Annotated in this window: 21 protein-coding genes; 18 read left to right on the top strand and 3 right to left on the bottom strand. The window is 64.0% G+C overall.

The features are described from left to right. The 13 genes from L3X40_RS07770 to L3X40_RS07830 all read left to right on the top strand — a co-directional run. On the top strand, positions 1-725 hold a 725-nt coding region (locus L3X40_RS07770; RefSeq protein WP_237365133.1), incomplete at its 5' end, for a TraB/VirB10 family protein. A gap of 29 nt (positions 726-754) precedes the next feature. Continuing rightward, the gene (locus tag L3X40_RS07775) at positions 755-1396 is read left to right on the top strand and encodes a TraV family lipoprotein (RefSeq protein ID WP_066561657.1); all 642 of its coding nucleotides are present in this window, start codon (positions 755-757) and stop codon (positions 1394-1396) included. After that, positions 1393-3921: a TraC family protein gene (locus L3X40_RS07780; protein ID WP_066556745.1), complete on the top strand. Its 2529-nt coding sequence runs from the start codon at positions 1393-1395 to the stop codon at positions 3919-3921. Before L3X40_RS07775 ends, L3X40_RS07780 begins: the two co-directional genes overlap by 4 nt. Further along, positions 3908-4234, top strand: coding sequence for a hypothetical protein (locus L3X40_RS07785; protein ID WP_066556742.1), 327 nt, complete (start codon positions 3908-3910; stop codon positions 4232-4234). Before L3X40_RS07780 ends, L3X40_RS07785 begins: the two co-directional genes overlap by 14 nt. Then, a complete protein-coding gene (locus L3X40_RS07790; protein ID WP_066556741.1) occupies positions 4231-4650 on the top strand; it encodes a hypothetical protein in 420 nt (139 codons plus the stop codon). Before L3X40_RS07785 ends, L3X40_RS07790 begins: the two co-directional genes overlap by 4 nt. Next, positions 4647-4910, top strand: coding sequence for a hypothetical protein (locus L3X40_RS07795; protein WP_145907268.1), 264 nt, complete (start codon positions 4647-4649; stop codon positions 4908-4910). Before L3X40_RS07790 ends, L3X40_RS07795 begins: the two co-directional genes overlap by 4 nt. Before the next feature lie 62 nt (positions 4911-4972). Then, positions 4973-5584: a conjugal transfer protein TraW gene (locus L3X40_RS07800; protein WP_082748834.1), complete on the top strand. Its 612-nt coding sequence runs from the start codon at positions 4973-4975 to the stop codon at positions 5582-5584. A 29-nt stretch (positions 5585-5613) separates the two neighbouring features. Then, entirely contained in the window at positions 5614-6609 is a 996-nt protein-coding gene (locus tag L3X40_RS07805; RefSeq protein ID WP_145907504.1) for a TraU family protein, read from the top strand. A 331-nt stretch (positions 6610-6940) separates the two neighbouring features. Further along, a complete protein-coding gene (locus L3X40_RS07810; protein ID WP_066556733.1) occupies positions 6941-8863 on the top strand; it encodes a hypothetical protein in 1923 nt (640 codons plus the stop codon). After that, positions 8863-9966: a conjugal transfer protein TraN gene (gene traN / locus L3X40_RS07815; RefSeq protein WP_066556731.1), complete on the top strand. Its 1104-nt coding sequence runs from the start codon at positions 8863-8865 to the stop codon at positions 9964-9966. The genes L3X40_RS07810 and traN overlap by 1 nt, the downstream gene beginning before the upstream one ends. Positions 9967-9970: 4 nt before the next feature. Continuing rightward, positions 9971-10831 carry a type-F conjugative transfer system pilin assembly protein TrbC gene (locus L3X40_RS07820; RefSeq protein ID WP_248845108.1) on the top strand — a complete coding sequence of 287 codons (861 nt, stop codon included), beginning with the start codon at positions 9971-9973 and terminating at the stop codon, positions 10829-10831. Further along, a complete protein-coding gene (locus L3X40_RS07825; protein WP_066556727.1) occupies positions 10803-11399 on the top strand; it encodes a S26 family signal peptidase in 597 nt (198 codons plus the stop codon). Before L3X40_RS07820 ends, L3X40_RS07825 begins: the two co-directional genes overlap by 29 nt. Before the next feature lie 44 nt (positions 11400-11443). Then, positions 11444-12319, top strand: coding sequence for a conjugal transfer protein TraF (locus L3X40_RS07830; protein WP_082748832.1), 876 nt, complete (start codon positions 11444-11446; stop codon positions 12317-12319). Positions 12320-12366: 47 nt separating this feature from the next. On the opposite strand, the gene L3X40_RS07835 is transcribed toward L3X40_RS07830, so the two are convergent. Then, positions 12367-12765 (bottom strand): type II toxin-antitoxin system VapC family toxin, encoded by a 399-nt coding sequence (locus L3X40_RS07835; RefSeq protein WP_066556724.1) that lies wholly within the window; start codon positions 12763-12765, stop codon positions 12367-12369. Beyond that, on the bottom strand, positions 12762-13013 hold the full coding sequence (locus tag L3X40_RS07840) for an AbrB/MazE/SpoVT family DNA-binding domain-containing protein (RefSeq protein WP_066556720.1): 252 nt from the start codon (positions 13011-13013) through the stop codon (positions 12762-12764). Before L3X40_RS07840 ends, L3X40_RS07835 begins: the two co-directional genes overlap by 4 nt. Positions 13014-13116: 103 nt before the next feature. Here L3X40_RS07840 and L3X40_RS07845 point away from each other — a divergent pair, with 103 nt between their 5' ends. The 3 genes from L3X40_RS07845 to L3X40_RS07855 all read left to right on the top strand — a co-directional run bounded on the left by L3X40_RS07845 (position 13117) and on the right by L3X40_RS07855 (position 19038). Then, complete coding sequence (locus L3X40_RS07845; RefSeq protein ID WP_237365143.1) at positions 13117-13659, top strand: hypothetical protein; 543 nt, start codon at positions 13117-13119, stop codon at positions 13657-13659. 196 nt (positions 13660-13855) lie between these two features. After that, positions 13856-15268 (top strand): conjugal transfer protein TraH, encoded by a 1413-nt coding sequence (locus L3X40_RS07850; protein WP_145907501.1) that lies wholly within the window; start codon positions 13856-13858, stop codon positions 15266-15268. Between the two features lie 17 nt (positions 15269-15285). Continuing rightward, the gene (locus L3X40_RS07855) at positions 15286-19038 is read left to right on the top strand and encodes a conjugal transfer protein TraG N-terminal domain-containing protein (protein ID WP_066556716.1); all 3753 of its coding nucleotides are present in this window, start codon (positions 15286-15288) and stop codon (positions 19036-19038) included. On the opposite strand, the gene L3X40_RS07860 is transcribed toward L3X40_RS07855, so the two are convergent. Then, positions 19035-19490 (bottom strand): hypothetical protein, encoded by a 456-nt coding sequence (locus L3X40_RS07860; RefSeq protein WP_237229757.1) that lies wholly within the window; start codon positions 19488-19490, stop codon positions 19035-19037. The two genes, L3X40_RS07855 and L3X40_RS07860, sit on opposite strands and share 4 nt — an antisense overlap. A 107-nt stretch (positions 19491-19597) precedes the next feature. Here L3X40_RS07860 and L3X40_RS07865 point away from each other — a divergent pair, with 107 nt between their 5' ends. Beyond that, complete coding sequence (locus tag L3X40_RS07865; RefSeq protein WP_066556714.1) at positions 19598-20785, top strand: Fic family protein; 1188 nt, start codon at positions 19598-19600, stop codon at positions 20783-20785. A 48-nt stretch (positions 20786-20833) separates the two neighbouring features. Further along, a complete protein-coding gene (locus tag L3X40_RS07870) occupies positions 20834-21838 on the top strand; it encodes a hypothetical protein (RefSeq protein WP_066556713.1) in 1005 nt (334 codons plus the stop codon). Positions 21839-21971: the final 133 nt, after the last annotated feature.

Consider the following 21971-nt stretch of genomic DNA (forward strand, 5'->3'; position numbering starts at 1 on the left):
ATCGGTCCGCTCCTTTCCTTCTTAAGCACCAACATCATAACCGATGCCGGGGAAAAGGGGCGGGCCATCCCATAAAGAATCGGACGATCTATTTACCGCCTGGTTTCATGCGAGCTCGTCTCCTGACCGGGATCGACGCGCTGGCCAGCCGGGACGCGACCTCCAATCCCGAGCCCCTGATCGCGCGCGTCCAGGCACCGGCGGTTCTTCCCAATGACGTCAAGGCGAACCTTGCCGGCTGCTTCGTCATCGGGAACGCCACCGGTAGCCTCGCCAAGGAACGGGTGGAGGTCCAACTGGTCTCGCTCTCCTGCGTCGACTTCGACGAACGCTCGGTGGTCGACCAGTCGATCAAGGGCTTCTTCGTCGACACCGACGGCAAGAAGGGCCTGTCGGGCAAAGTCGTCACCCGCGCGGGCGCGGCGCTGGCCCGCGCCTTCATCGCCGGGACGATCAGCGGCTTCGCCGATGCCGTCGACAACAGCTTTGGGGACGTCTCGACCTCCGCCCTCGGCAGCGTCCGCACGCTTGACGCGGGCGATGCGGCGAAGAGCGGCATCGCCGGGGGCCTTTCCAAGTCCTCCGACAAGCTCACCGACTTCTATCTCGATCTCGCGCGCCAGGCCGGGCCGATCGTCGAGGTCGGTGCCGCCAAGGACGTCGTGGTCGTCATCCAGGAGGGCGTGACTCTCGAAATCAAGCCGACCGCGGGAGCGAAGTTCTGATGCGCCCGACCATCCAAGGAGAAGAGCCGATGCTTCAATCCAATCCAAGGCGGCCTCGCCTGTGGCTGACGGTCGTCGTCGGCACCGCCGCGCTCCTCCTTTCGGGCTGCGCCACGATCGGCTCGATGATGTCGCCCTACAGCGAGAAATTCAGCTGCAAAAACAGCGATCACGGCCAGTGCATCCATCCCGATCGGGCCTATGCCGATGCGGTCGCGGGGGTCCCGTCGCGGTCGGATCCGGCGGTGACCCGCGACAAGAAGCTTCTTCGCGAGCAGGGCGCGGCAGTCCGACCGAATCGCGCCGAAGCGGGCGGGCCACAACGCGGCGCAACTCCGCCTTATCTCGGCTATCGCGACAGTGTTTATCGCGAACTGCAGGGACTGATCGACGCGCCGGTCACACCCATGCTGCGGCAGGGCCGCACTGTCCGCACCTTGATCCTCCCCTATGCCGACCGCGAGCGGCCGGACCGACTCTACATGCCGCGGTACGTCTACTCGATCCTCGAACGCCCTCAATGGGTCGTCGGCGATTATCTGGTAAACCCTGTCGAGCCTGCCGCGCGGGTGCCGGTGCTCGAACAGGTCCATGACAAGAACCCGGTCGACCGCGCAGTCGAAGGCGAGCCGGCGGACGTCCCGGCGGCCCCGGCGGATCCCCGGCCATGAAGCCGCTCGGTGGTCATCATGGTGGTGGGCTCACCTTCGCGACGCTTCGGCGCGCCGTGTCGCGCGACGCCTATTCCGATTTCCTCCCGCTCGTGTCCTGGAACGAGGAAGACGAGGCTTTCCTGTGCATCGACGATGGCTGGGGACATGCCTGGGAGCTGGTGCCCTCGGCCTACATGTTCGCCCATGTCCATCAGGCCCTGCTTGGGCTCCTCAACATTCATTTCCCGGAAGGCACCGTCCTTCAACTGCACAGCTTCGCGGACCCGCTGATCGACGATGCGCTCGACACCTTTCTCGACCTCAAAACCCGCCCCGACCCGCTGATTCAGGCCTCCGCGCGCAGGACGGTCGACTATTTGCGCGCCGGAACGCAGGGCCTGGCCGCGCTGCACGGCATTCCGATCCGGGACTTCCGCCTGTTTCTGTCGATCAAGACCCGCGTGAAGCTGGGCGCGGATTTGCGTCGCCAGGTCGAGGAGCAGCTATCCAAGCTCGGCATACGCCGGATCGCGCCCGACGAGCTCGTTTCCTTCTATCGCAGGGTGTTCAACGGCGTGTTTCGGCACGCCCCGGGCGTCTTCGCGGATGGATCGGACGGCGAGCCTGCGCGGCCGATCCGCAAGCAGATCATCGATGCCGGACCCGACCTTCTGTTCGAAGGGGCCGAGGTGTTTCTCGGCAACCAGGTCGCGCGTTGTCTGACGCCGAGAGCGCCGGCGCGCCGCATCACGGCCGAACGCGCCAACCGGCTTCTCGGCGGCATGCGCGGATCGGCGGAGGACAGCGACCAGATCGGGGGTCCGTTCCTCTTCACGCTCAACATCCTGTTCGATCATAGCCAGTTCGAGATCCACAAGCGCGCGCAGATCCTCTCGGCGCAAAAGGCGGCGGGCAGCTTCGCCGTCGAGGTCGGCAAGCAGATCGAGGAGATAGGCTGGGTGCTGGACGAAGTGGGCAACAGCCGCTTCGTCTCGGTGATCCCGTTGGTCTGGGTGTTCGGCCGCACGCGCGCCCAGGCCCGCGAGATGGCAGCGCGCGCCAAGCGGTTGTGGGAGAGCGAGCCCCTTCCGTGGATGATGCAGGAGGAGAGCTACCTCAATTCCATCCTGCTGCCGATGAGCCTGCCCTTCGGCCTGTATCCCGAAAAGCGCACGATCCGGATGCTCGAGCGCGACTTCCGCATGCCGGTCAAGGCGGCGGTCCTGCTCTCTCCCGCGCAGACCGACTTCCGGGGCGGCGGGCGCCCTGCCCTCCTCTACACCGGGCGCAAGGGCCAGTTGGTGACGCTCGATCTGTTCGACCCGCGCATCAACAACTATAATTTCATCGTCTCGGCAGAAAGCGGCGCCGGCAAGAGCTTTCTCCTCAACAATCTCTGCCAGCAATATTATGCGCAGAACGCGCTTATCCGCATCATCGATATCGGCGGCAGCTACCGAAAGCTGTGCACGCTTTGCTCTGGCCGCTACATCGACATCGGCGAGGAACGGCTCGTCCTCAATCCCTTCGACATGGGTTTTGCCCTGGACGGCGACGATAAGCAGTCGGCCATCTCCATGGCGGTTGCGATCGTCGCGGAGATGTCCAATGCGGCAACGCGCAAGGGCGTGTCCACCTCGGAGTGGAATCTCCTGAAATCGGCGGTCCAATGGACGATCGAGACCGGGCGATCCGAGCAGGGCATCGACGCGGTGCGCGACTGGCTGGGCGCCTATCCCACCAATGTCGCGAGCGACCTCGACCGGGTCGAGCATCTCGTGCCCACTGCCCGCGAGCTTGCATTCAACCTGCGCGATTTCGGTTCCGACGGCGCCTACGGCCATTATTTCAACGGCCCGTCGACCTTCGACATCTCGTCCGATGAATTCGTGGTGCTCGAGCTCGAGCGACTGAAGGCGATGCCGGATCTCTTCAACGTCATCGTGATGGTCGTCGTTAACGCCGTCACCCAGGAACTCTATCTTTCGGCCCGCGATCGTCCGCGCTTCGTCCTGTGCGATGAGGCCGCGCAATTCATGACCCGCACCGAGGGCCAGGACCTGTCGCGGCTCGCCGAGGCGTTCGGCCAAGGCTATCGCCGCGCGCGGAAATATCAGGGCAGTTTCGGCGTCGTCCTGCAATCGATGAACGACCTCCTCCTCTTCGAAGGTACCGGCCAGGTAATCCTCGAAAATGCGGCGACCCGCTTCCTTCTGCAGGGGTCGACCTACGACAAGGCCGTCGACAACAGGATTCTCGATTATTCGGGTTTTGTGCTCGACCTCTTGAAGTCGGTCCGCAACAACAAACCGAATTACAGCGAGGTCTTCATCGACAGCCCGCTCGGGCTCGGGATCGCCAGGCTCGTCGTCGACCCCTTCTCCTACTGGATCAACACCAGCGCGCCGCAAGAAGTGGCGGCGTTCGAAGCGCTGATCCGCGCGGGCCGCAGTCCCCTCGAGGCGGTGTGCGAGCTCGCCCGGGTCGACCCAGCCGAAATCCTTCCCGGCAGCCAAAGGGAGACCGTCTATGCTCAAGCGTAATTCCAATCCCGACCAGTTCGCGCTCGGGTTCGGCAAGGATGCCGAAATCGAGCGCATCATCGAGGCAAGGGTCGCCATTCGGGCCGAGGCCGAGGCCATCCATTGGCGGTTCCGGCTCGTCCTCATCGAGACGACCCTGATGTCCGGCCTCGTGCTGGCCGCGGGACTGGCCCTGGGACAGCCGACCGCGATCGTGCTCAGAGGTGCTGCAATCGTCGCTGTCGCCTGCTTCGTGACCGGCGCGATCCTCATCGCACTCTCCGGCGTGACGGGCATGCTTCTGAGCAAGGTCAGGAAGTGGAGGGCGCGATGAGCGAGATTCTCCCCTTCCCCCGTGCGGAACGGCTGCGCGGTGGACGCGATCGGCCGGCGGAAGCGCGGCGGGCGCCGGATGAGACGCTCTATGATTATATGGTGCGGATCGCCCGCGGGAACGAACGCGAGATCGAGCGGCTCAATCGCACCATCGGCGTTCTTGAAGACGGCGTCATCAATACCAACCGCGTCATCGCGCGCCGGTTCCGCCAGTTGATCTACCTCGAGACGGTTGCCGCATCGATCATCGCGGGCGGCTTGATGATATTCGGGAGGCCATCCGCGATCGCGCAATGCGCCGTTCTCGTGCTGCTGCCGTTGGCATCAGTCGCGGGCGGCATCGGCTTCCTGACGCATGCCGCCCGGATCGAAGGCTTCCTCGCCAAACTCGCTTCATGGAGGCGGCGCCGGTGAAGGGAATCTGCTCCGCGACGCCCGGCCAGACCGCCGTCCGGCTCCTCGTCGGAACGCACCTGCTGCTGCTGGTCCAGTGCTGGCTCGTCCTGTGCTCGGGAGTCGAGCTCGACGGCATGTTGCGGGTCATCGTCGGGGGCACGGCCACGCTTGGACTCCTCGCCTTCGCGGTCGCCATCCACGGCGGACCGGCCCATAGCGACAGCATCTGGCAGCCGAACAGGCGAGCGCTCGGCCCAAGCGGCGGAGGCCGGCAGTGAGCGGCGTCCGGCGGCTCCTCGGGCTTCGTCGGCGCCTTTCCGGACGCTGGTCGATATTTGCGATCGGCTTCCTGATCGGCCTCGCCATCGCATTCCTCCACGCCCGGGCGGCGCATGCGGCGAGCAGCACGATCGGCAGAACCTGGGCCATCGCCGAGCCCGACGCGATGGCGGAGATCGAGGCGCGCGCCGCGACGGTACCGCCCGTTCTGGCGGCCAGGTTTGGGCCACGTACAAACTGGAGCGCGATGCGCTCGGCGCATCTCGCGCCTGCAACGCACGCCCGGACCCGCTTCGTCGTTCCCTTCTACACGCTCGATCAGGAGGTTCGCCTGCCGGACGGCCGGCTGCTCTATCCGAAGGGCTTCACCTTCAATCCGCTCAGCTATGTGTCCCTGCCGCAGAAGCTCGTGATCGTGCAGCCGCGTGATCTTGGTTGGGCGCTGCGCGTCGCAGCGCCCGCGGACTTCATTCTCCTCGCGGCCGGCGGCCCGCGCGACGCCGACGCGATCAGCCTGGGCGAGCAGCACCGTCGCGCGCTGTTCATCCTGGAGGAACGGGTCAAGCAGCGCCTTGGCCTGACGGTCGCGCCGGTGATCGTCCGGCAGGTTGGTCAGAAGCTCGAGCTCTCCGAGGTTCGGCTCGATCGGCGGTCCGACGGAGGCACGCGATGAATATCCGGCTTCCGCGGATTCGCGCGGCGATGGCTGCGGCCTTCCTCGCGGTTCCTCTCGCGTTGCTGCTCGCCTCGGCCCCCGCGCATGCGTCGAAATGCGAGGCGGGCACCATCTTCAATCCCATCACGAAGGTTCGCTGGAACTGCATCTTTCCGATCACGATCGGCGGCGTGCGGGTCGGCAGCTATGACAAGCTCGACAAGGCGCTCGACGCGCAATCGGCCTCGAATCCGCTCTGCGCCTGCCGCAAGGGCGTGACCTTCTGGTTCGGCGTGAAGGTGAGTTTCTGGTCGCCCAACCGGATGGTCGACGTGGTCACCGAACCGGGTTGCATGATGGCGCTCGGTGTCGACCTCATGCCCACGGGCGGCAAGCTTCAGGGCAGCCAATCCTCGATTTCGGACGGAACGAACACTCGCAAGATGTTCGCGCAGATGCATTATTATATCTCGCCGGTCTGGAAGATGCTCGACATGTTCACGGACCTGCCGTGCATCGAGGACGACGGCTTCGACGTCGCCATGATCACCGAGGTGCTGCCGACCTGGCAGTCGGGAACACTGGGCGCGATCATCCAGCCTGAAGGCATTCTCTTCGGCAACCCGGCCGCGGGGCTCGCCTGCATGGCGGACAGCGCCGCCGCTGCCGCCGGCAAGGTCATCGATCCGCTCTTCTGGTGCATGGGATCATGGGGCGCCACCTACCCGATCGCCGGCGACATTCACTTCGATGACAGTGTCGAAGCCTGGGCAGGCCTCGCCGCGCGCGGGACATTCATGATGGGCCGGCTCGGCGCCCTTACCGTCTCGTCGGCCGACGGCTGCTCGTTCAAGCCCCAGCCGATCTGGACCAAGTCGCGCTACAAGCTCCAGATCATGGAGCCCGTCAAGGGCGGCAAATGCGTGAACATCGGCCGCCCCGGCGCGCTCTGGTCCTCAGCCAAGCACGCCCCGGGAGAAGACAACGCCCAATTCATGCTTTTCGAAAAGGTGATCTGCTGCGCGGGGATTTCCACCCCGTGACGCGGTCATCCTCCCCACACCTCGCGCCGCCGCAGGACCCAGCCCGGTCTGCCCGCCACAGCCCTCGAGGCTGTCCGGCGTCACGCGAGGTGGGAGCGGCGTCGCGCCCCCCAAGCGGCGCCGCTCCACCCCCGGTCAGCACGGCCACAGGCTCCCCTGCGGCCTTGGATGCATCGCGTCTCGCGTCCAATGCCGTCGTGGCCGTGCTGACCATATTTGAAGGACAGGCGGTCTTCCGGGTCACGTCCTCGCTCGACGCCGATGTGCCCGTCGGTTCCTTGCTGCGCGTTCGGCGCGGATCGCGTGGGTACGCGCCGCGGCGGTGGCGGCCATGAGACCGGGGTTCTTGCTCGGCTGCGCCATCGCCGCACTGCCCGCTGCGGCATGGGGGCAGACGATGGACGATCGTGCCACCGCGGCGGCCACCGCCTCGCGCGCAAAGACTGGCGACAGCGACGATCTGCTGAACAATTATGTGACGCCCGGCCTCGCCGGCCAGCCCGTCGCCACGATCGACAACAGCAAGTCGTTCAATCCGAACCTCGCCTGCCAAAAGACGGCGACCCTGCTTGAGCTGCTCGCGCAGCCCTCGTCGACCGGCGACATCGGGACGCTGCGCATCTCGCGGGACAAGGATCTTGACGGAAGCTTTGATCAGACACTGACCCTGCCCGTTCCCGTGTCGGGCATCTGCGCAAATGGCGTGATCTCGTGCCAACCCGGCACCTGGAACCAGTGCCGTGATTTCAAATGGGACACCGCGGCCGCCGGCGACCTGAAGCTGAGCGAGGTCGATCAGACCGAGCTTGCCGGCTGTTACTGCGTCAACAACAGCTGCGGCAGCAATCTCGCATGGGGCAACCTCGCCTCGGTCCTCAAGGATCTGGGTGGCGGTGTGATCGGCGCGCTCACGACCGCGGATCCGCGCGTAGGTGTCGCGCAGGCCTCGATCGACGGCCCGGTGATCCGCTACACCGGCGCCCAGACGACGGCCTGCACCGCCAACCCGGAAGTTGCGGCGACATCCTATCGGAGCAACCCGACCGCGATCCAGGGCGATGCCTTTGCCGCGTCTCAGTCGAACAGCGTATTCCAGGCGCTTGCCGCGTCGCCTGCCGGAGCCGGCAAGGCCGAGGAGACCCGATCCTGCACCATCGAGCGCGAGGTCACGCTGTCTCAGAGCGGCTTTGACGACATCATCTCCGCCAGCGGGCCGATCCAGAGCATCTCGGATTGCGGGACAGGATGCCGGCTCTATCAGATCGGCGGGACCGGCAACTGCAACGACCCGCCCGCGACCTACTCCGTGCGGTTCAGCACCACCCGGCCCGATCGCGTCCTGTCGGCACGTATCGTCAGCATCTTCACCGCGGACTGGCTGCAGGCTCGCCTCAACGGCACGCCAGTTGCCTACGCCGGCAAACGCCCCTGGCTCACCAACAGTCTGCCGAGCGGCGATTGCGGCGTCGGCGACAATTACAGCGCCGCGCCCAACTATGATTTCGCGACCACGCTCAAGGATGCTGGCGCGACGATCGACGCCCGGATTCGGGCGACGGGCTCGCATAAGAGCGGCTACCTCATGGTCGAGATCAAGGTCGACACCTCCTGCGATAATTCCGAACGCCTCGTCGACCTCTGCGCCGGCTATGCCAGCGACCCAAAATGCCGGCTCGACAATGAGAGCGTCGATGGGGTCGACACTTTCCGCAACGGCGTGGCGACCGGCCTGGCGCCACTTCCGCAGACGCGGCTGTTCGGCACAGCCACATGCACGATACGGCTCACCCGCGACTTCTTCGAGCGGGATCGCCGGTACAGATGTTCGGTCGATCTCGGTTCCCCCACCCCGCCCGATCTCAGCCGCGGCGCCTACATCATCGATCATTCGACCGAGACGCTGCTGGCCGACCGGACAACTGCGTCGGATGGAAGCGTGTCGACATCCACACGCCCGTTTGCCCTGCCCGATCGCGGATCGGTTCCGGCCTGCGAGGCCATCTGCAAGACGCGCGCGCCCAAAGCCAACAATGACGCCGCAATCGCGGGCGTCATCGGGGCGAGCCAGAACAATCCGACCGGATGGGACACATTCTATCACAGCTGCTCAGCCGCCAATGTGTGTCCGCTCGGGCGGGGCGAGGAGATCGTATCGGGCTGCGGCTGTCTCGACGATTTCCCCGAAGCGGTGGTGATGATGCAAACCGTTCGTCTCGGCGGCGCGGATCTTGTCTGCACGTCGGAGGTGCGGTGATGCTCCGCAAACCTTTCCTTGCGCGCTGGATTGCCGTGCTTGCCGCGGCCGCAACGCTCACCGCGGCCTTGCCGGCGCCGGCGATCGCACAGCAGCTGTGCGCCGCCGATCTCAACGGAAACGGGGATGCGGCCGATGCCGGAGAAACCGCGAGCTGCACCGAAATGCAGGGTGGGTCGTGGCTCTGTCCGATCCAGGAGACCGCATGCGTCGCCGATGCTGGTGGGCAATATAGCTGTCCGCTGGGCACGCAATATCAATGCTTGAGCCCGAGCGGCGGCGGCACGCCGAGTTGCTCGCCGAACAGCTGCACCACGACGGGCGGCAGCGGGATCGAGGATGAGCCGGTGGTGGACGATCCCGGCGCCCCGGCCGACGGGCCGGTCGACGCCGAAGGCAATTGTACAGGCGCGATCGAGATATTCTCCGGCCGCGCTCTCCGTTGCCGTCCGGCGGGCCTGAAAACCACCTTCTCGAACTGCTGCAAGGACCGGGGCAAGATCATCAAGGACGGAATGGGCTCGTCGATCTCGTCGATCGGGACCAAGCTCGCCGTCGCGAAGGGCGTCTTCACCGGCATGAAGGCGGCTTACACGGCCTTCAAGGCAGGTGCGACCGCGAGCCAGGCCGCAAGCGCCGGCGCCAATGCCATCATCGCCGGGATCGATCCGACGTCGATCGCGATCAGCCTGGCGATCAACTTCATGATGGATTTCCTCCTGTCCGGTTGCGACCAGCAGGACATGGAAGTGGGGATGTTGCGGGGCTCGGGCATGTGTCACGAGGTCGGCACCTACTGCAGCTCGAAGATTCTCGGCATCTGCGTCCAGAAGTCGAAGGGCCATTGCTGCTTCAATACCAAATTGGGTCGGATCATCCAGGAGCAGGGACGCCCGCAGCTCAAGTCGTTCAACGGCCTGGGCTGGGGTACCGCCAAGCACCCCTATTGCCGGGGGTTCACTCCGGATGAATTCCAGGCGCTCGACTTCAGCAAGATCGATCTGTCCGAATATTATTCGGATATCGAGGCGCGCGCCCAGTCGGACATCCAGATCGACATGAAGGATCGCGTCGATGCGTATATGCAAACCATCCAGAACTAGGCGGATGGGCTTGGTGGTGGCAACCGCCTTCCTCTGCGCGCTCGAATTGCCGGGCGCAGCGCCGGGACAGACCGAGGCGAATAGACCTGCCCCGCTCGGGCAAAGCGAGGCGCAGAAGGCCGGTGACAACGCGATGGAACGGCTCCGGGCGGCGGTCGCGGGTCGCAAGCAGGATAGCGTTCGACAACCGAGCGTGAGGGTCCCGGCGCCTTCGGAAGCAGACCATCGGCGGTTGCGCGAGGCGATCGCCGAGCGCGTGACATCGCCGGCGATCGACACGCGTGCGCGCGCGACGCTCGAGAAGGGCAAGGCCGCGCTTGCCGCGCAGCGTGAAGCAGCCGCGGAGAAGCTCGCCCAGGCGCTCGGCCTCGCACCTCCCGACCTCAAGGCGATTGCCGGCACCGTCGCGCCCGCCGGCAAGGCATGGGTTCCGGTTCTCTTTGTCTCTTCCTCGATCCCCGCGCCGATCCTGCGCACCTATGCGGCCCAGCTTGAGCGCGCGGGAGGCGTGTTCGCCTTTCGCGGGATGCCGGGAGGGTTGAGCAGGGTCGCCCCGATGGCAAAGCTTTCGGCGGAAATCCTGCGGATCGACCCCGGATGCGAGGGTCCGGCCTGTGCGATGCGCAACGTGCAGCTGATCGTCGATCCCCTGGTCTTCCGCCAGCACGGCGTCATGCGCGTGCCGGCGCTGGCGATGGTCCCGGGCGATCCGACGCAACCCTATTGTGAACGAGAGGATGACAGCCCGCGCGCGTCCCAACTCGTTTACGGCGACGCCGCGCTGTCCGGGCTCCTCGACGAATATGCCCGGCTCGGGAGCAAAGAGGAGGTGCGCGATGCTCAGGCTCGCCTGGAAGGCCGGTAAAGCGCTCTGGCCCGAGATCAGACTGCTGCCGCTTCGCGCGGCGGTGGCGCTCGGCAGCGCCGGCCTCGGGCAGCCGCCCCGCCCGCAGCAATTGTGGAAGGCTTACGGTATCGTGCTCCCGATCGGCGTGCTCACCTGGTGGGCGATCCCGCAGGTCACATGGGTGATGAGCCCTTCGATCAAGGCCTGGGCCGTCCGAGCCGCTCCGGGGCCGATCCATCGCGGCGATCTCGTGTCGTTCGAGCTGTCGCACCCGCTCGCCGGGCCAAAGCCTGTCGGCGTTACCAAATATGCGCTTTGCATGCCGGGCGACCGGATCGACATGATCGAGAAGCCGTCGATGACCCCTCGGGCCTGGGATGGATGGTATTATTGCAACGGGCGCTTGCTGGGCGTGAGCAAGGCGATCGGTCGGAATGGCCAGAAGCTGGACCATTGGAATCCTGCCGCGGCGCAGATCCCGTCAGGCATGATTTATGTCGGCTCTTCCCATCCGAGCGGGTTCGACAGCCGCTATTATGGGCCGATCGCGATTTCGCGTCTCCAGCGCATGGAGCGCGTGCTGTGACCCGCCGCTCGCCCGCCCGCTGCGCCGCCATCGCGCTCGCCTTCATGCTCACGTTCACGACCAATGTCAGGGCGCAGGAGGGGCCTGCGATTGGCTCGAGCACTCACCGCGGAACGCCCAAACAAGGCTATTGGTGGTATCAGGCGCCCCCGCCGAAGCCGACCGAGGAGAAAGCCGAATCGGATGCGGTGGTGAAGCCCGAGATTCCGCCCATGGCGGAGCTCGCGACCTGGACGCCGCCCAGGATCCGCAAGCTTATCGAGCAGCAGCGCGATTATGCCGCGACCGTCCTGACCGTCGATGCCGTTGCCGATTTCTGGCGGCTTGAGGATTTTGCCCGGCGCAAGGCGCGCGCGTTCGCCGGCGTGACCCAGATCGCGATGCTCCAGCATCCCGAGCTCAATTCGAAATCGGCAAATCCCATGGTCGGCGACGCCCGCGATCGCTTGCTGGCGTCGAAGGAAGAGACGCGCCGCAGCTATCTGCGCGCGCACGCCAATGAATTCGCGCTCGTCATGTTCTCGCGCTCGACCTGCGGATATTGCCGGGTCCAGTGGCCAATCGTCCAACGCTTCCAGGACGAGATCGGCTGGCAGGTCACCCTGATGGACATCGACAGGCGTCCCGGCATTGGCGAGCGCTTCGGCGTCGAGGTCACGCCGACGACCATGGTCATCCGCCGCAACAGCCAGCAGCGCATGGTCATCGCCACGGGCGTCGAGGCGTATCCGAATTTGATGCAGACCGCCTATCAGGCCGTGCGGCTGCTTTCGGGCGACATCCGCCCCGAGCAATTCCTGACGGGTGCAGGCGAGGAAGACGGGTTCTTCGACGCGCTCGCCAATGGACCGGTCTCGGCCACCGATCCGCGCGCGCTCGGCGGCGATCTCGTCGACACAAGCCTGGAGCCGAAGCGATGAGGGGGATTATCGCGCTTTCGCGCCAGCCGTTCGCGGAGGACGCTCGATCAGGCGGGAACGCGCGCGGCGCCTCCCCGCTTCTGCAGCAGACCAACGGCCTTCTTGTCGAAGCTCACGAACGTCTCACCTCCCAGCCATTGCCCATCGTAGGCGATGACGCCGTCGGCGAAATCTCCCCCCTGGTCGAGCAGCACCAGCCCAGCCTCAGCGGCCTGTCGATCGACCCGGATATTTGCGGCTTCGAGAAGCAGACGAATGGAGGCGCCGATCCTCGCAGGCTCGAAATTATAGGCTCGTTTGAGCACCCAGCAGAACTCGCACAATGCTGCGACCGCTACAGCCACAAGCTCGGCATCCTTCATGATCTTCTGGGCGAGCGGGCCTTGAACCGGGTCGTCCAGGGTGGCTGCCCTGACGAGGATGTTGGTGTCGGCGGTGACCTTCACAGCTGGCCGCCCCACCCCTTCTCGATGACCTCGTTCATCTCCTCGATCGAGACCGGTCTTTGGCCTTCCCGCTTGAGCGAGCCGAAGAAATCCTCGATCCGTCCAGACGGCTTCACGGCCCGAATCCTGATTTCTCCGCCGGGCAGCTTGTCGAAGCTTATCTTGTCGCCGGGATGGATGCCGAGATGCTGCAGCAATTCCTTCCGCAATGTGATCTGCCCTTTGGCAGTGACGGTGACGGCATTCATCGGACGAGTCCTTCCTGCCCCGAATGTAAGAAAAAAACTCATTACAATCAACAAGCGTTTCGTGATCCGAACGCTCGCCATTCTGCTTGGCATTCCCGGAATTATGGCCACCGCCGGCTCGCCGGTCGCCGCGCAAACGATCACGCGCGAGCAGGCCGCGCGCGCGGCGATCCATCCGGTCGCAAACGAAGCCGCGCTGCGCGACTGGCTTCGGCGCGTGCCGAAAACGCGTGCCTTCCCCCCGGATTTTACCGCAACGCTGCGAGGGCAGGGCTCGCTCTATCTGGTCGAGATGACGACCGCCCCCGGCTGCGTACCGTGCGCCGATCTCTGGGCCGCGCTCGGGGTCTTTCATCGCGCCTATGGGTGGCAGGTGCGAACGATCAGCGGCCAGGAGGCCCTGCTGAGATCAGGCAGGCTCGGCCTGCCCTGGGTCGGACATCCTGTCGCATGGGTGCGCCCAGTGGCCGATCCGGACCGGACGATTCCGATCGCCATTGGTACGGATCACGAGATCAATATCGCCCGCAACGCCTATCTCGCGGCCAAGATGCTGACCGGCGTCCGAGCGGACGTCGGTCTGCGCGCCATGTCGAAATATACCGGCATCGTCGGCGTCGTTTCCACTCAAGGGAGAGCGCGATGACCGGCCCCGAAAAGCGGATGGGCGCGCCATCGGCTGCGTCTCAACCCTACAGAGGGCCGAAGCGTCCTTTGTCCTGCAGGACCGGAACTCGAAGCCGGATTCAAAAGGCCGTCCCACTCATCCTTCCGAAGGCGCCGCGCATGGCGGGCCGGCGCCTTCGTCCAGCTCATGTCCGAGGAAGCCCGCCATGCCCAAGATGCGCCACTGCCTGAGCCTGCCCCTCCTTGCCGCCCTTGCAGCCTGCGGAATCTCGGCGCCTGCCTACGCCCAGAGTTGGGCTGAGAGCTGGTTCGATAACGTCACCTACACGAGCCCAGGATCCTTCGAGGATCAGACCCGCGGCTATCTGACTGCTGGAGGCATGTCCGGCCGGGTCGATGTGCACGACGATTATCTGATGAGCCTCACCCTTCCCAAGGTGAAAGCGGGTTGTGGCGGCATCGACATGTTCCTGGGCGGCATGTCGTTCCTCGATCCCGACTACCTGGTGCAAAAACTCGAGAGCATTCTTCAGGCCGCGCCTGCGGTTGCGTTCCAGTATCTGCTCGAGACGCTCGATGAAAAAATGGGGAACATCATCTCCAAGATGGAGGCGGCGACCAACTTCCTGAATTCTATCCAGGTCAACGACTGCCGTCTCGCCAACCGTATGGTCCAGATCGCCAAGGGCGACGACAATATGTCGGGGATCATCGAGGAAATGACTGGCTACAAGTCTGTCAAAGAGGGTTTCGCAAAAAGCTATCAGAACTCGCGCGAGAAGATTCAGGCGAACCAGAACAATCCGACCGAGGACCTGAAGGATGCGCTGGCCAACTGTCCAGCCGAGGTTACCGACATCTTCAAGACGGGATCGCTGCTCGCGCACGCCGCCACCCGTGTGGGAGCAGGCGACTGGACAAACGTCATGCGGGCGCGCGTCGGGGACGTCTACATGCGCTGGGACGCGACCGACAAGGTGCCGATCTTCTCCGCCATTCCCGCATGTCCGCATCAGGATACCGAGTCTCCCGACGATTTTCTGTCAGGCAAGGTCCAGCGACGGGCCCTGAATATCCCGCCAAGCGCCGCAGACTGCTCGACCGACACCGGCAAGGGCGCACTCGAGCTGGCACGCGAGCGTATGCAGTCGATCGCGACGAAGATCCGGACACGAGCAGCGTTGACGACGGACGAGCGCCAGTTCGTCGCGAACGTGCGGACGCTGCCGGTCTATCGGCTGCTCGAATGGGGCGTCCGCCAGGGCGTTCCGGATTCGGTCGTGGCCGATACCGACGAGCTTGTCGCGCTGACCCTCGCCTATCAGATGCTCAACGACCTCACCCGCTCGATCGACTTCGCGATCGGCAATGCCGAACGCGGCACAACAGTCGCCGGCGCCGCCGACGCCGGTCAGGCCAATATCTGTCAGACGCGCATTCTGAGCAAGGGGATCGAGCAGTTGCGCGACCTTCGCGAGGAGGTTCTGCGGCAGCGGGCGCAGATGCGCCAGAGCTATATGGCGGCACTGTCCCAGGCAAACCTCTCGGCAAGCTATGCCGGCCTGCTTCACACCCGCGACCGCGACGCGCGCGACGCCGCCGGCACCGCCGCCAATCCCAACCGCTGATCCGGAAAGGCACTTCCATGCGCCCGTCGCTCCGCTCCCTGCTCGCGCTACCCTTTGCGCTCACTGCCACACCCGCCTTGGCGATCGACACAAGCTTTCACACCTATGATGGCTTTGCCGAGACGGTCGATGCGTTCCGTCTCGTCTCGATGATCTTCGGCGACGCGCGCTACGAGACGCTGGTGCTGATCTGCGGGGTGGTCGGGATCGCGTTGGGAGCGCTGCTCGCCAGCGTCCGGGGCCAGGGAATGGGGCTGGTCACCTTCGGCTTCCAGACGCTCGTCGGCGTCGGCCTGTTCGTGGGTCTGGTCTCCACGACCGGGACCGTCCATGTCTATGATCGGGTGCGCAACGCCTATCAGCCGGTGGGCGATGTCCCGAACCTCATCGTCGTTGTGGCCGGGGTCACAAACCTCATGGAGCGCGCGCTTGCCGAGACGATCGACGACAACACGACCGACCCCAATGCCAAGCTCGAATTCGGCGCGGGTGGACATTCGTTCGACCTCTTCCTGAATGCGGTCAGCCCGCGAGGCCCGATGACGGACACCTTCCTCGATGCGACCATCAAGGATTATGTGCGGCAATGCTATCCGGTGGCGCGCGTGTCCTCGGCCTACGGGGTCGACGATGACCAGCTGTTCCGCACGTCGACCGATCTGCCCGCGTCGTTCGCCGCCATGGCGGGCCCAGCAACCTTCAGCACGGTGTACACTGCCTCCGACAAGGGCGGGACAACGGTAAGCTGCACCGAGTCCTGGGATCATATCCAGTCCCGTCTGAGCGATCCGACCCTTTTCGACGATTACGCCAAGCAGGTCTGCCAGCGCACCGGTTATAATGTCGACGATTCCGCTCAGCTTTCGCGCTGCCGTTCGCGGTTGGACGAGATGGGCGACATGATGATGGGCACGCCCCTTTCGCTCCAGGCATTTATGACGGACGTCCTGCTGGGAAGCACGGTCGGAGATGTGCTGTTCGAGGACAGTCCGGCGACCGCGGCACGGGTGATGGCTAACCGCGCGGTCATTTCCAGCGGTCTTTCCACCATGTCGGTCGCCAACGAATGGATGCCCACCATCCGCGCCACGGTGTTCGGGATCATGCTGATGATGATGCCGATCGCCTTGCTGTTCATCCTGACGCCGATCAACTTGAGGGTAGCCAGCTTCGCGTTGGGGCTGTTCGTGTTTGTCGCGCTCTGGGGGGTGATCGATGCCGGCATCTACCAGCTCACTTTTGGACGGGCGATGGATGTCCTTGCCGAGATGCGTTCCAACCATGTTGCCGCCAATGCGTGGATGCTCGCACCTTCGGCCGCGATGAAAGCACTGGCGATATTCGGGAGCTTCCGCACTGCCGCTGCGGGGCTTGCCGGCGCGTTCGTGTTCACGGTGTTCCGCTTCTCTGGCAATGTCTTCACGGCCTTTACCAGCGGCGCGCTGCAGACGCAGGGCCAAGGCTCGGCTGCCGCCGCGCCGCTCTCGACGCGCGAAGGATATGCGTCCGCGCTGGAGGCCCAGGCATCGGCTGCCGGAACAATGGCGCGCAGAAGCGCGGCTTCGAGCTTCGGCGACTACGGGGAGAGGTCATCCTTCGGTACCAATCGCGCCTTTGGCGCCGCCGGAAGCGTGTTGGGCGAACATGGCGGAGGCCCACTGGGCAATGCGGCGTTCGCGCTCGGGGGCATCGACGCGTCGCGCGAGCTCGGGGGGCTCTCCCCTGCTCTCGCCGGACGCAATCTTGGCGATCCCGCCACCGCGCGCGCCGTCCGCGCCAATGCCACCACCTCCGCGATCCGCGACTTTGCCGAAAAGGACGCCTTGCGTTCGATTGGCACGACCTATTTCGGACAGGGTCAGGCGGGGGAACGGGCATTCGCCTCGTTCGCACAGAATATGGTGCAGTGGCGCGCCTTCGGCGACCAGCGCGCCTATGACATGATGCGCCAGGGCGCCCAGCGGCATTTCGAGCGGGGCGGCTACGATGAAAAGGATGCAGCACTGAAGGCCTCGACCGTGATCGGCCAGGCTTCGGCGGATCCGACCTTTGCAAAGCTCATCGCGAATGCCTTCGAGCAGGAGCAGATGCTGCGTAACGATCTGACCGGCGCGCAGGTGCAGGTCGGAGCGATGGAGGGACGCCGCGACTTCGCGGGCGACAACGTCGCGTCGATCGAGCGGCGCAATGTTGCGACCGAACAGGCCCATCGGACCGGTGGCAACGAAGGTCAGCGCAACGCCGCTTCGATGCTCGGGCTCTCCGTCCAGGAGACGAGCCGCCGTATTGGCTTCATCAATGCGCTGTCCGGCGAAGCGAGATCAAGCGCGATCACCCAGCTTTCGCGCGCCACCGGCCGCAACGAGGCTCAGGTCCTCCATGCGCTCGAAACCTACAATGCCGCCACGCAGGTGGGCACGGCCGATGGAGCTAGCGCCGAAGCCGCGCGCGAAGGCACCAGCGTCTACGGCCGCACGCGCGAGGCAGGTGGCTACGACTTTGCGGAACGCTCGGGCAAGCTCGACGCACAGCGCGAGGTCGGACAAGACGGCACCCGCTCAGCAGCCCGGATCGGCGAACAGCGGCGCCAGGCTGACAATGCGGGCTTTGCGGAAGGGGCCGAGGCCGCCGGCATGTCGGTCCGCGAGGCGGCGAGGCTGGACAGCTTTATCCGAACTCTCTCCCAGGGCGCCGGCAATCAGCTCGACATGGCCGAGGGCGGCGCCGCGCGCATCGCCGATCGCGCCCGGAACGAACGTCTCGGCCGTATCGTCGAAAACGAGCGGCTTACGCGCATGCAGGGCCTGTTGAGGGAACATGGCGTTCGCCTCTCCAAGCGTCAGATCGCGATGGACCAGAACGGCGATATGAGCCTCAATCTCACACCCGAGGCTGCGACCCAAATGTGGCGGGGCGGTCTCATCAACGACAGCCAGCTCGGCGCGGTGGCAGGAGGCGGACGAGCCCGATTCAGCTTCGCTCATAATGACGTGCTGGTTTCGAGCTCCGTCGGATTCCAGCAGTCGGCGCGCAGCGATACCAGCACGCGATTCGAGGCGGGAAAGCAGGCGGGGCCGGATACAATCGAACATTTCCTGGGTGGCGGCGAGCAAGGTCAGGCCATGATGCGGAATTGGCTGCGAGGTGGCTTTGAAATGGATCGCCACGGCAATTGGCGCTTGAAACCTCAGGTCGCCGACACGCTGACAAGGGATGTGCAGGCGCTAATCGCGCAGACCGGATGGCAGCGGTCCATCAATCGCCTAGCTCAAGATCAGACCACGATGGGAACCAATGTCGGAGCAGAAATCGGTGGGGCTGTGAGCGCTTCGGAAACGCACTTCGGTCGTACTTCCGGCGAGGCAGCGCACGAGCGCTCGCGTCCCCAAAAAGCCGGATCGACCTCTGGTCAGCTGGGTGGCCGCGTGGGTTTCACGAGTTCAGATGTTGGCGTCACTACCGAAAGTGCCCAATCAAATCTCGACATCGTCAACTACGACGTCCGCGAGGCGATAGCTGCCGCAGAGCGCGCATCCGCGCGGTCAACGACACCGGAAGCAACCTTCTCCCGCGAGCTATCAGAAAGAATCCTCGGCAGCGAAGGGCTGCGCAATCGCTACCTTGGTCAGGCTGATTCAGATCGTGCGACGTTCGATATCACTGGACCGCTCACATCGATTGAGCAGAGATCAGTGTTGGACAGCGGGTCGTTTTCGACCGACATAGATGGAAGCAAAGGTGACGGTGATAGCACGTTCAAGAAGCGCTAGTGATGACCAGGGTGCTGAGGACTAAACGGATTGCCAATGTAGAGACCGCCGGATCGTGGATCATAGATATCGACCGATGGGTGCGGCTGCCCATACCGCCGACGGGTAAACTCATCGCCAAATGGGTCGGGGACGATCGAATAGAACGGCGCCCTATTTGCGTCGCTCCCCTGCTCAGCGAAGGCGGCCAACCACGCTCGGGCGTAGCCGAAGCCGAGCACAATGAACGCCGTCATTGGGAAGAACAGGAGATTGAGGTAGCCCGCAAGTGCGCTGGCATAGAACGTGGTAAGCAGCGCGACTTTGATCGATGCGGCCATACCCGTCCACCAGACGGAGATCGCCGCCCACCAGAGCTTCGCGTACCAAGGACGCCATAGCCAATCGCGAACGCCCGGTCGAACCGGGGCGGCGTGATGCACAGCCTCATCATCGGGTGTCGATGGCGACATGACCGGGTCCTCCGGACTTCCTTGTTTAAGACCCCTTACATAAGCTAACGCGCTAATTAAGTCAATGCCACATTGCTTAAATAAAGCCGATCGTGCATGACGTTTAGATGCCCTCCTCCGACCATCTGAGCAAGCGCCTTGGTCGCTTCGTCGAGACAATTGCCGGAGGCGAAACCGTGCGGGCGTTCGTTCCGCCGCCGCTGCCTCCCGAGCCACCGATCGACATACTCGCGTTGCTCGATCGTTTGAGTTTCGCAGAACGAGCCCTTGGTCGCCTAGATGGAATCACGATGCTGCTGCCGAAGCAGGAGCTCTTCCTGTACATGTACGTACGAAAGGAAGCAGTGCTCTCGTCCCAGATCGAGGGTACGCAATCGACGCTAACAGACCTACTTCGTTTTGAAGCAGAAGCGCAAGCTGGCCAGCCCATCGATGACGTCCGCGAGGTCTCCAACTATGTCGATGCGCTTATGTACGGGCTGGACCGCGTGCAGACGTTCCCCCTGTCGCTGCGACTTATCCGGGAAATGCACGCCCGATTGCTCGACAGTGGTCGAGGCGGCACGAAGGACCCCGGTGAATTTCGCCGTTCACAGAATTGGATCGGAGGAACGCGGCCGGGCAACGCCCAGTTTGTTCCACCACCTGTGCCTGAGTTGGAGGCATGCCTTGGTTCTTTCGAGGCCTTTCTGCACGAGGACCGATCCCGGTTGCCGGCACTGATCAAAGCCGGCCTCCTGCATGTGCAATTCGAAACCATTCATCCGTTTCTGGATGGCAATGGCCGGGTTGGTCGCCTGCTTGTGACGCTATTTCTTTGTGTCAACGGCGTTCTGCATTCGCCGCTTCTCTATCTCAGCCTCTATCTCAAGACACACCGGCCGGATTATTACCGCTTGTTGCAGGAGGTGAGAGAACTGGGCGCGTGGGAGGCGTGGCTCGAATTTTTTCTGGACGGCGTTGCCGAAACCGCCAACCAGGCCTTCGACGCCGCGGCCAGAATCGTCGATCTCTTCAAGCAGGATCGCGATCGCATCGCCGCTGAGAGTGAGCGTGCGGGCTCCGCGCTTCGGGTTCACGACCATTTCCAGCAGAATCCGTTTCTCACGGCAAATCTTCTTGTAGGGCGCACCGGGCTAACGGCGCCTACGGTGAATGCTGCCCTTGCCGATCTCGAGCGCCTGGGGATCGTGGAAGAGGTCACAGGCCGCCGCCGCGGTCGGGTGTTCGGCTATCGGCGCTATCTCGCTATCCTAAGCGAAGGCACCGAACCACTGCCGCCCGGCCGAGTATAGCGGTCCCGAACCCCAGACTCTCGGCCGCGCCCTATCAGGACAGACAGCATGATCGACCGTCTCAACTATACCACCCATGCGATCGAGAATATTCGCCGGCAGCAGCGCGAGCTGTCCAATAAGGGTATTCCGCCCGAGCCCAACGTCTATTGGGTGCTGGATATCCTCGACACGGCGGTGAAGTTCATTTTGCCCGACCATGGCGAACTCCTGGACCTCACCAGCTTCGATCAGAAGCATGCTGATCTCATCAAGCTCCCTTATCCGATCACGGTCATCGAAGCTCCGTTTCCACCGCGACCGGAGGATCGTTTGGCGAGCGGCAAGGAAACGTCGTCCAGGCGGATCGGGCTCTATGTCGAGATGACAGCGGCGGAAATGCTGAAGAAGTTTCCTGGCGCTGAAAGGCCGGAGCCGCATTCGGAGGGGGTGCTGGTCATTGCGATATACTATGTCGATGCCGCAAAGCGATGGGAGATCAGCGGATGCGGGTCCTATTTCCCTTACGAGCAGGAGGCATATAACCGGCTTTCGGAGCCCAACACACCCGCCTCGCTCAAGTATCTTGCCGAAGTGCAGGAAGAAGGCAGGCCAATGTCCAAGATGGCTCTGAGGTGCTACCTGGCGCCGCTGCAACCGATGCTCCTTCATTCCATGCGCCAGGCTGGTTTCGATGACGATCGGATAAAGGCGGCGATGATAGGGAATATCTCGGACGAACAGATCATGCTCGCTCAGCTCTGCGCGGTTCTCAATTGCGGGAACGTGGAGCAGGCGGACGTCCCCGTGCCTGAAAAGCTCGCCCGGGCCCGCGCCAAGTCGGGCAAACTCCCTCTATACGACTATAAGGTTCTAACGGTCTCGGGAGATGTCGCATCCAGGGAGCAATCCGACAAGCCCGGCTACGAGTCTGCGATGAGGCGAACCCATTTACGCCGAGGACATATTCGTCGCCTCGCAGCGGGACGCCTCGTATGGGTCCGTCCGGCGCTGGTGAACGCGGACAAGGATGCCGGGATTATCGAGAAGAGCTATCGCGTCAAGTCGTCCTGACTGAAGCCCGTAAAGCGGCGCCCGGAGTTCCAGAGCGCACGTTGAGAAATCCGGCCAAAGCGCTGTCATAGAACGCAGCCGGCGGCTCAAACCTCGTGGCTACCGCCATTCCAATCCACCAAACGGCGATCGA

This window comes from Rhizorhapis sp. SPR117 (assembly GCF_021742065.1).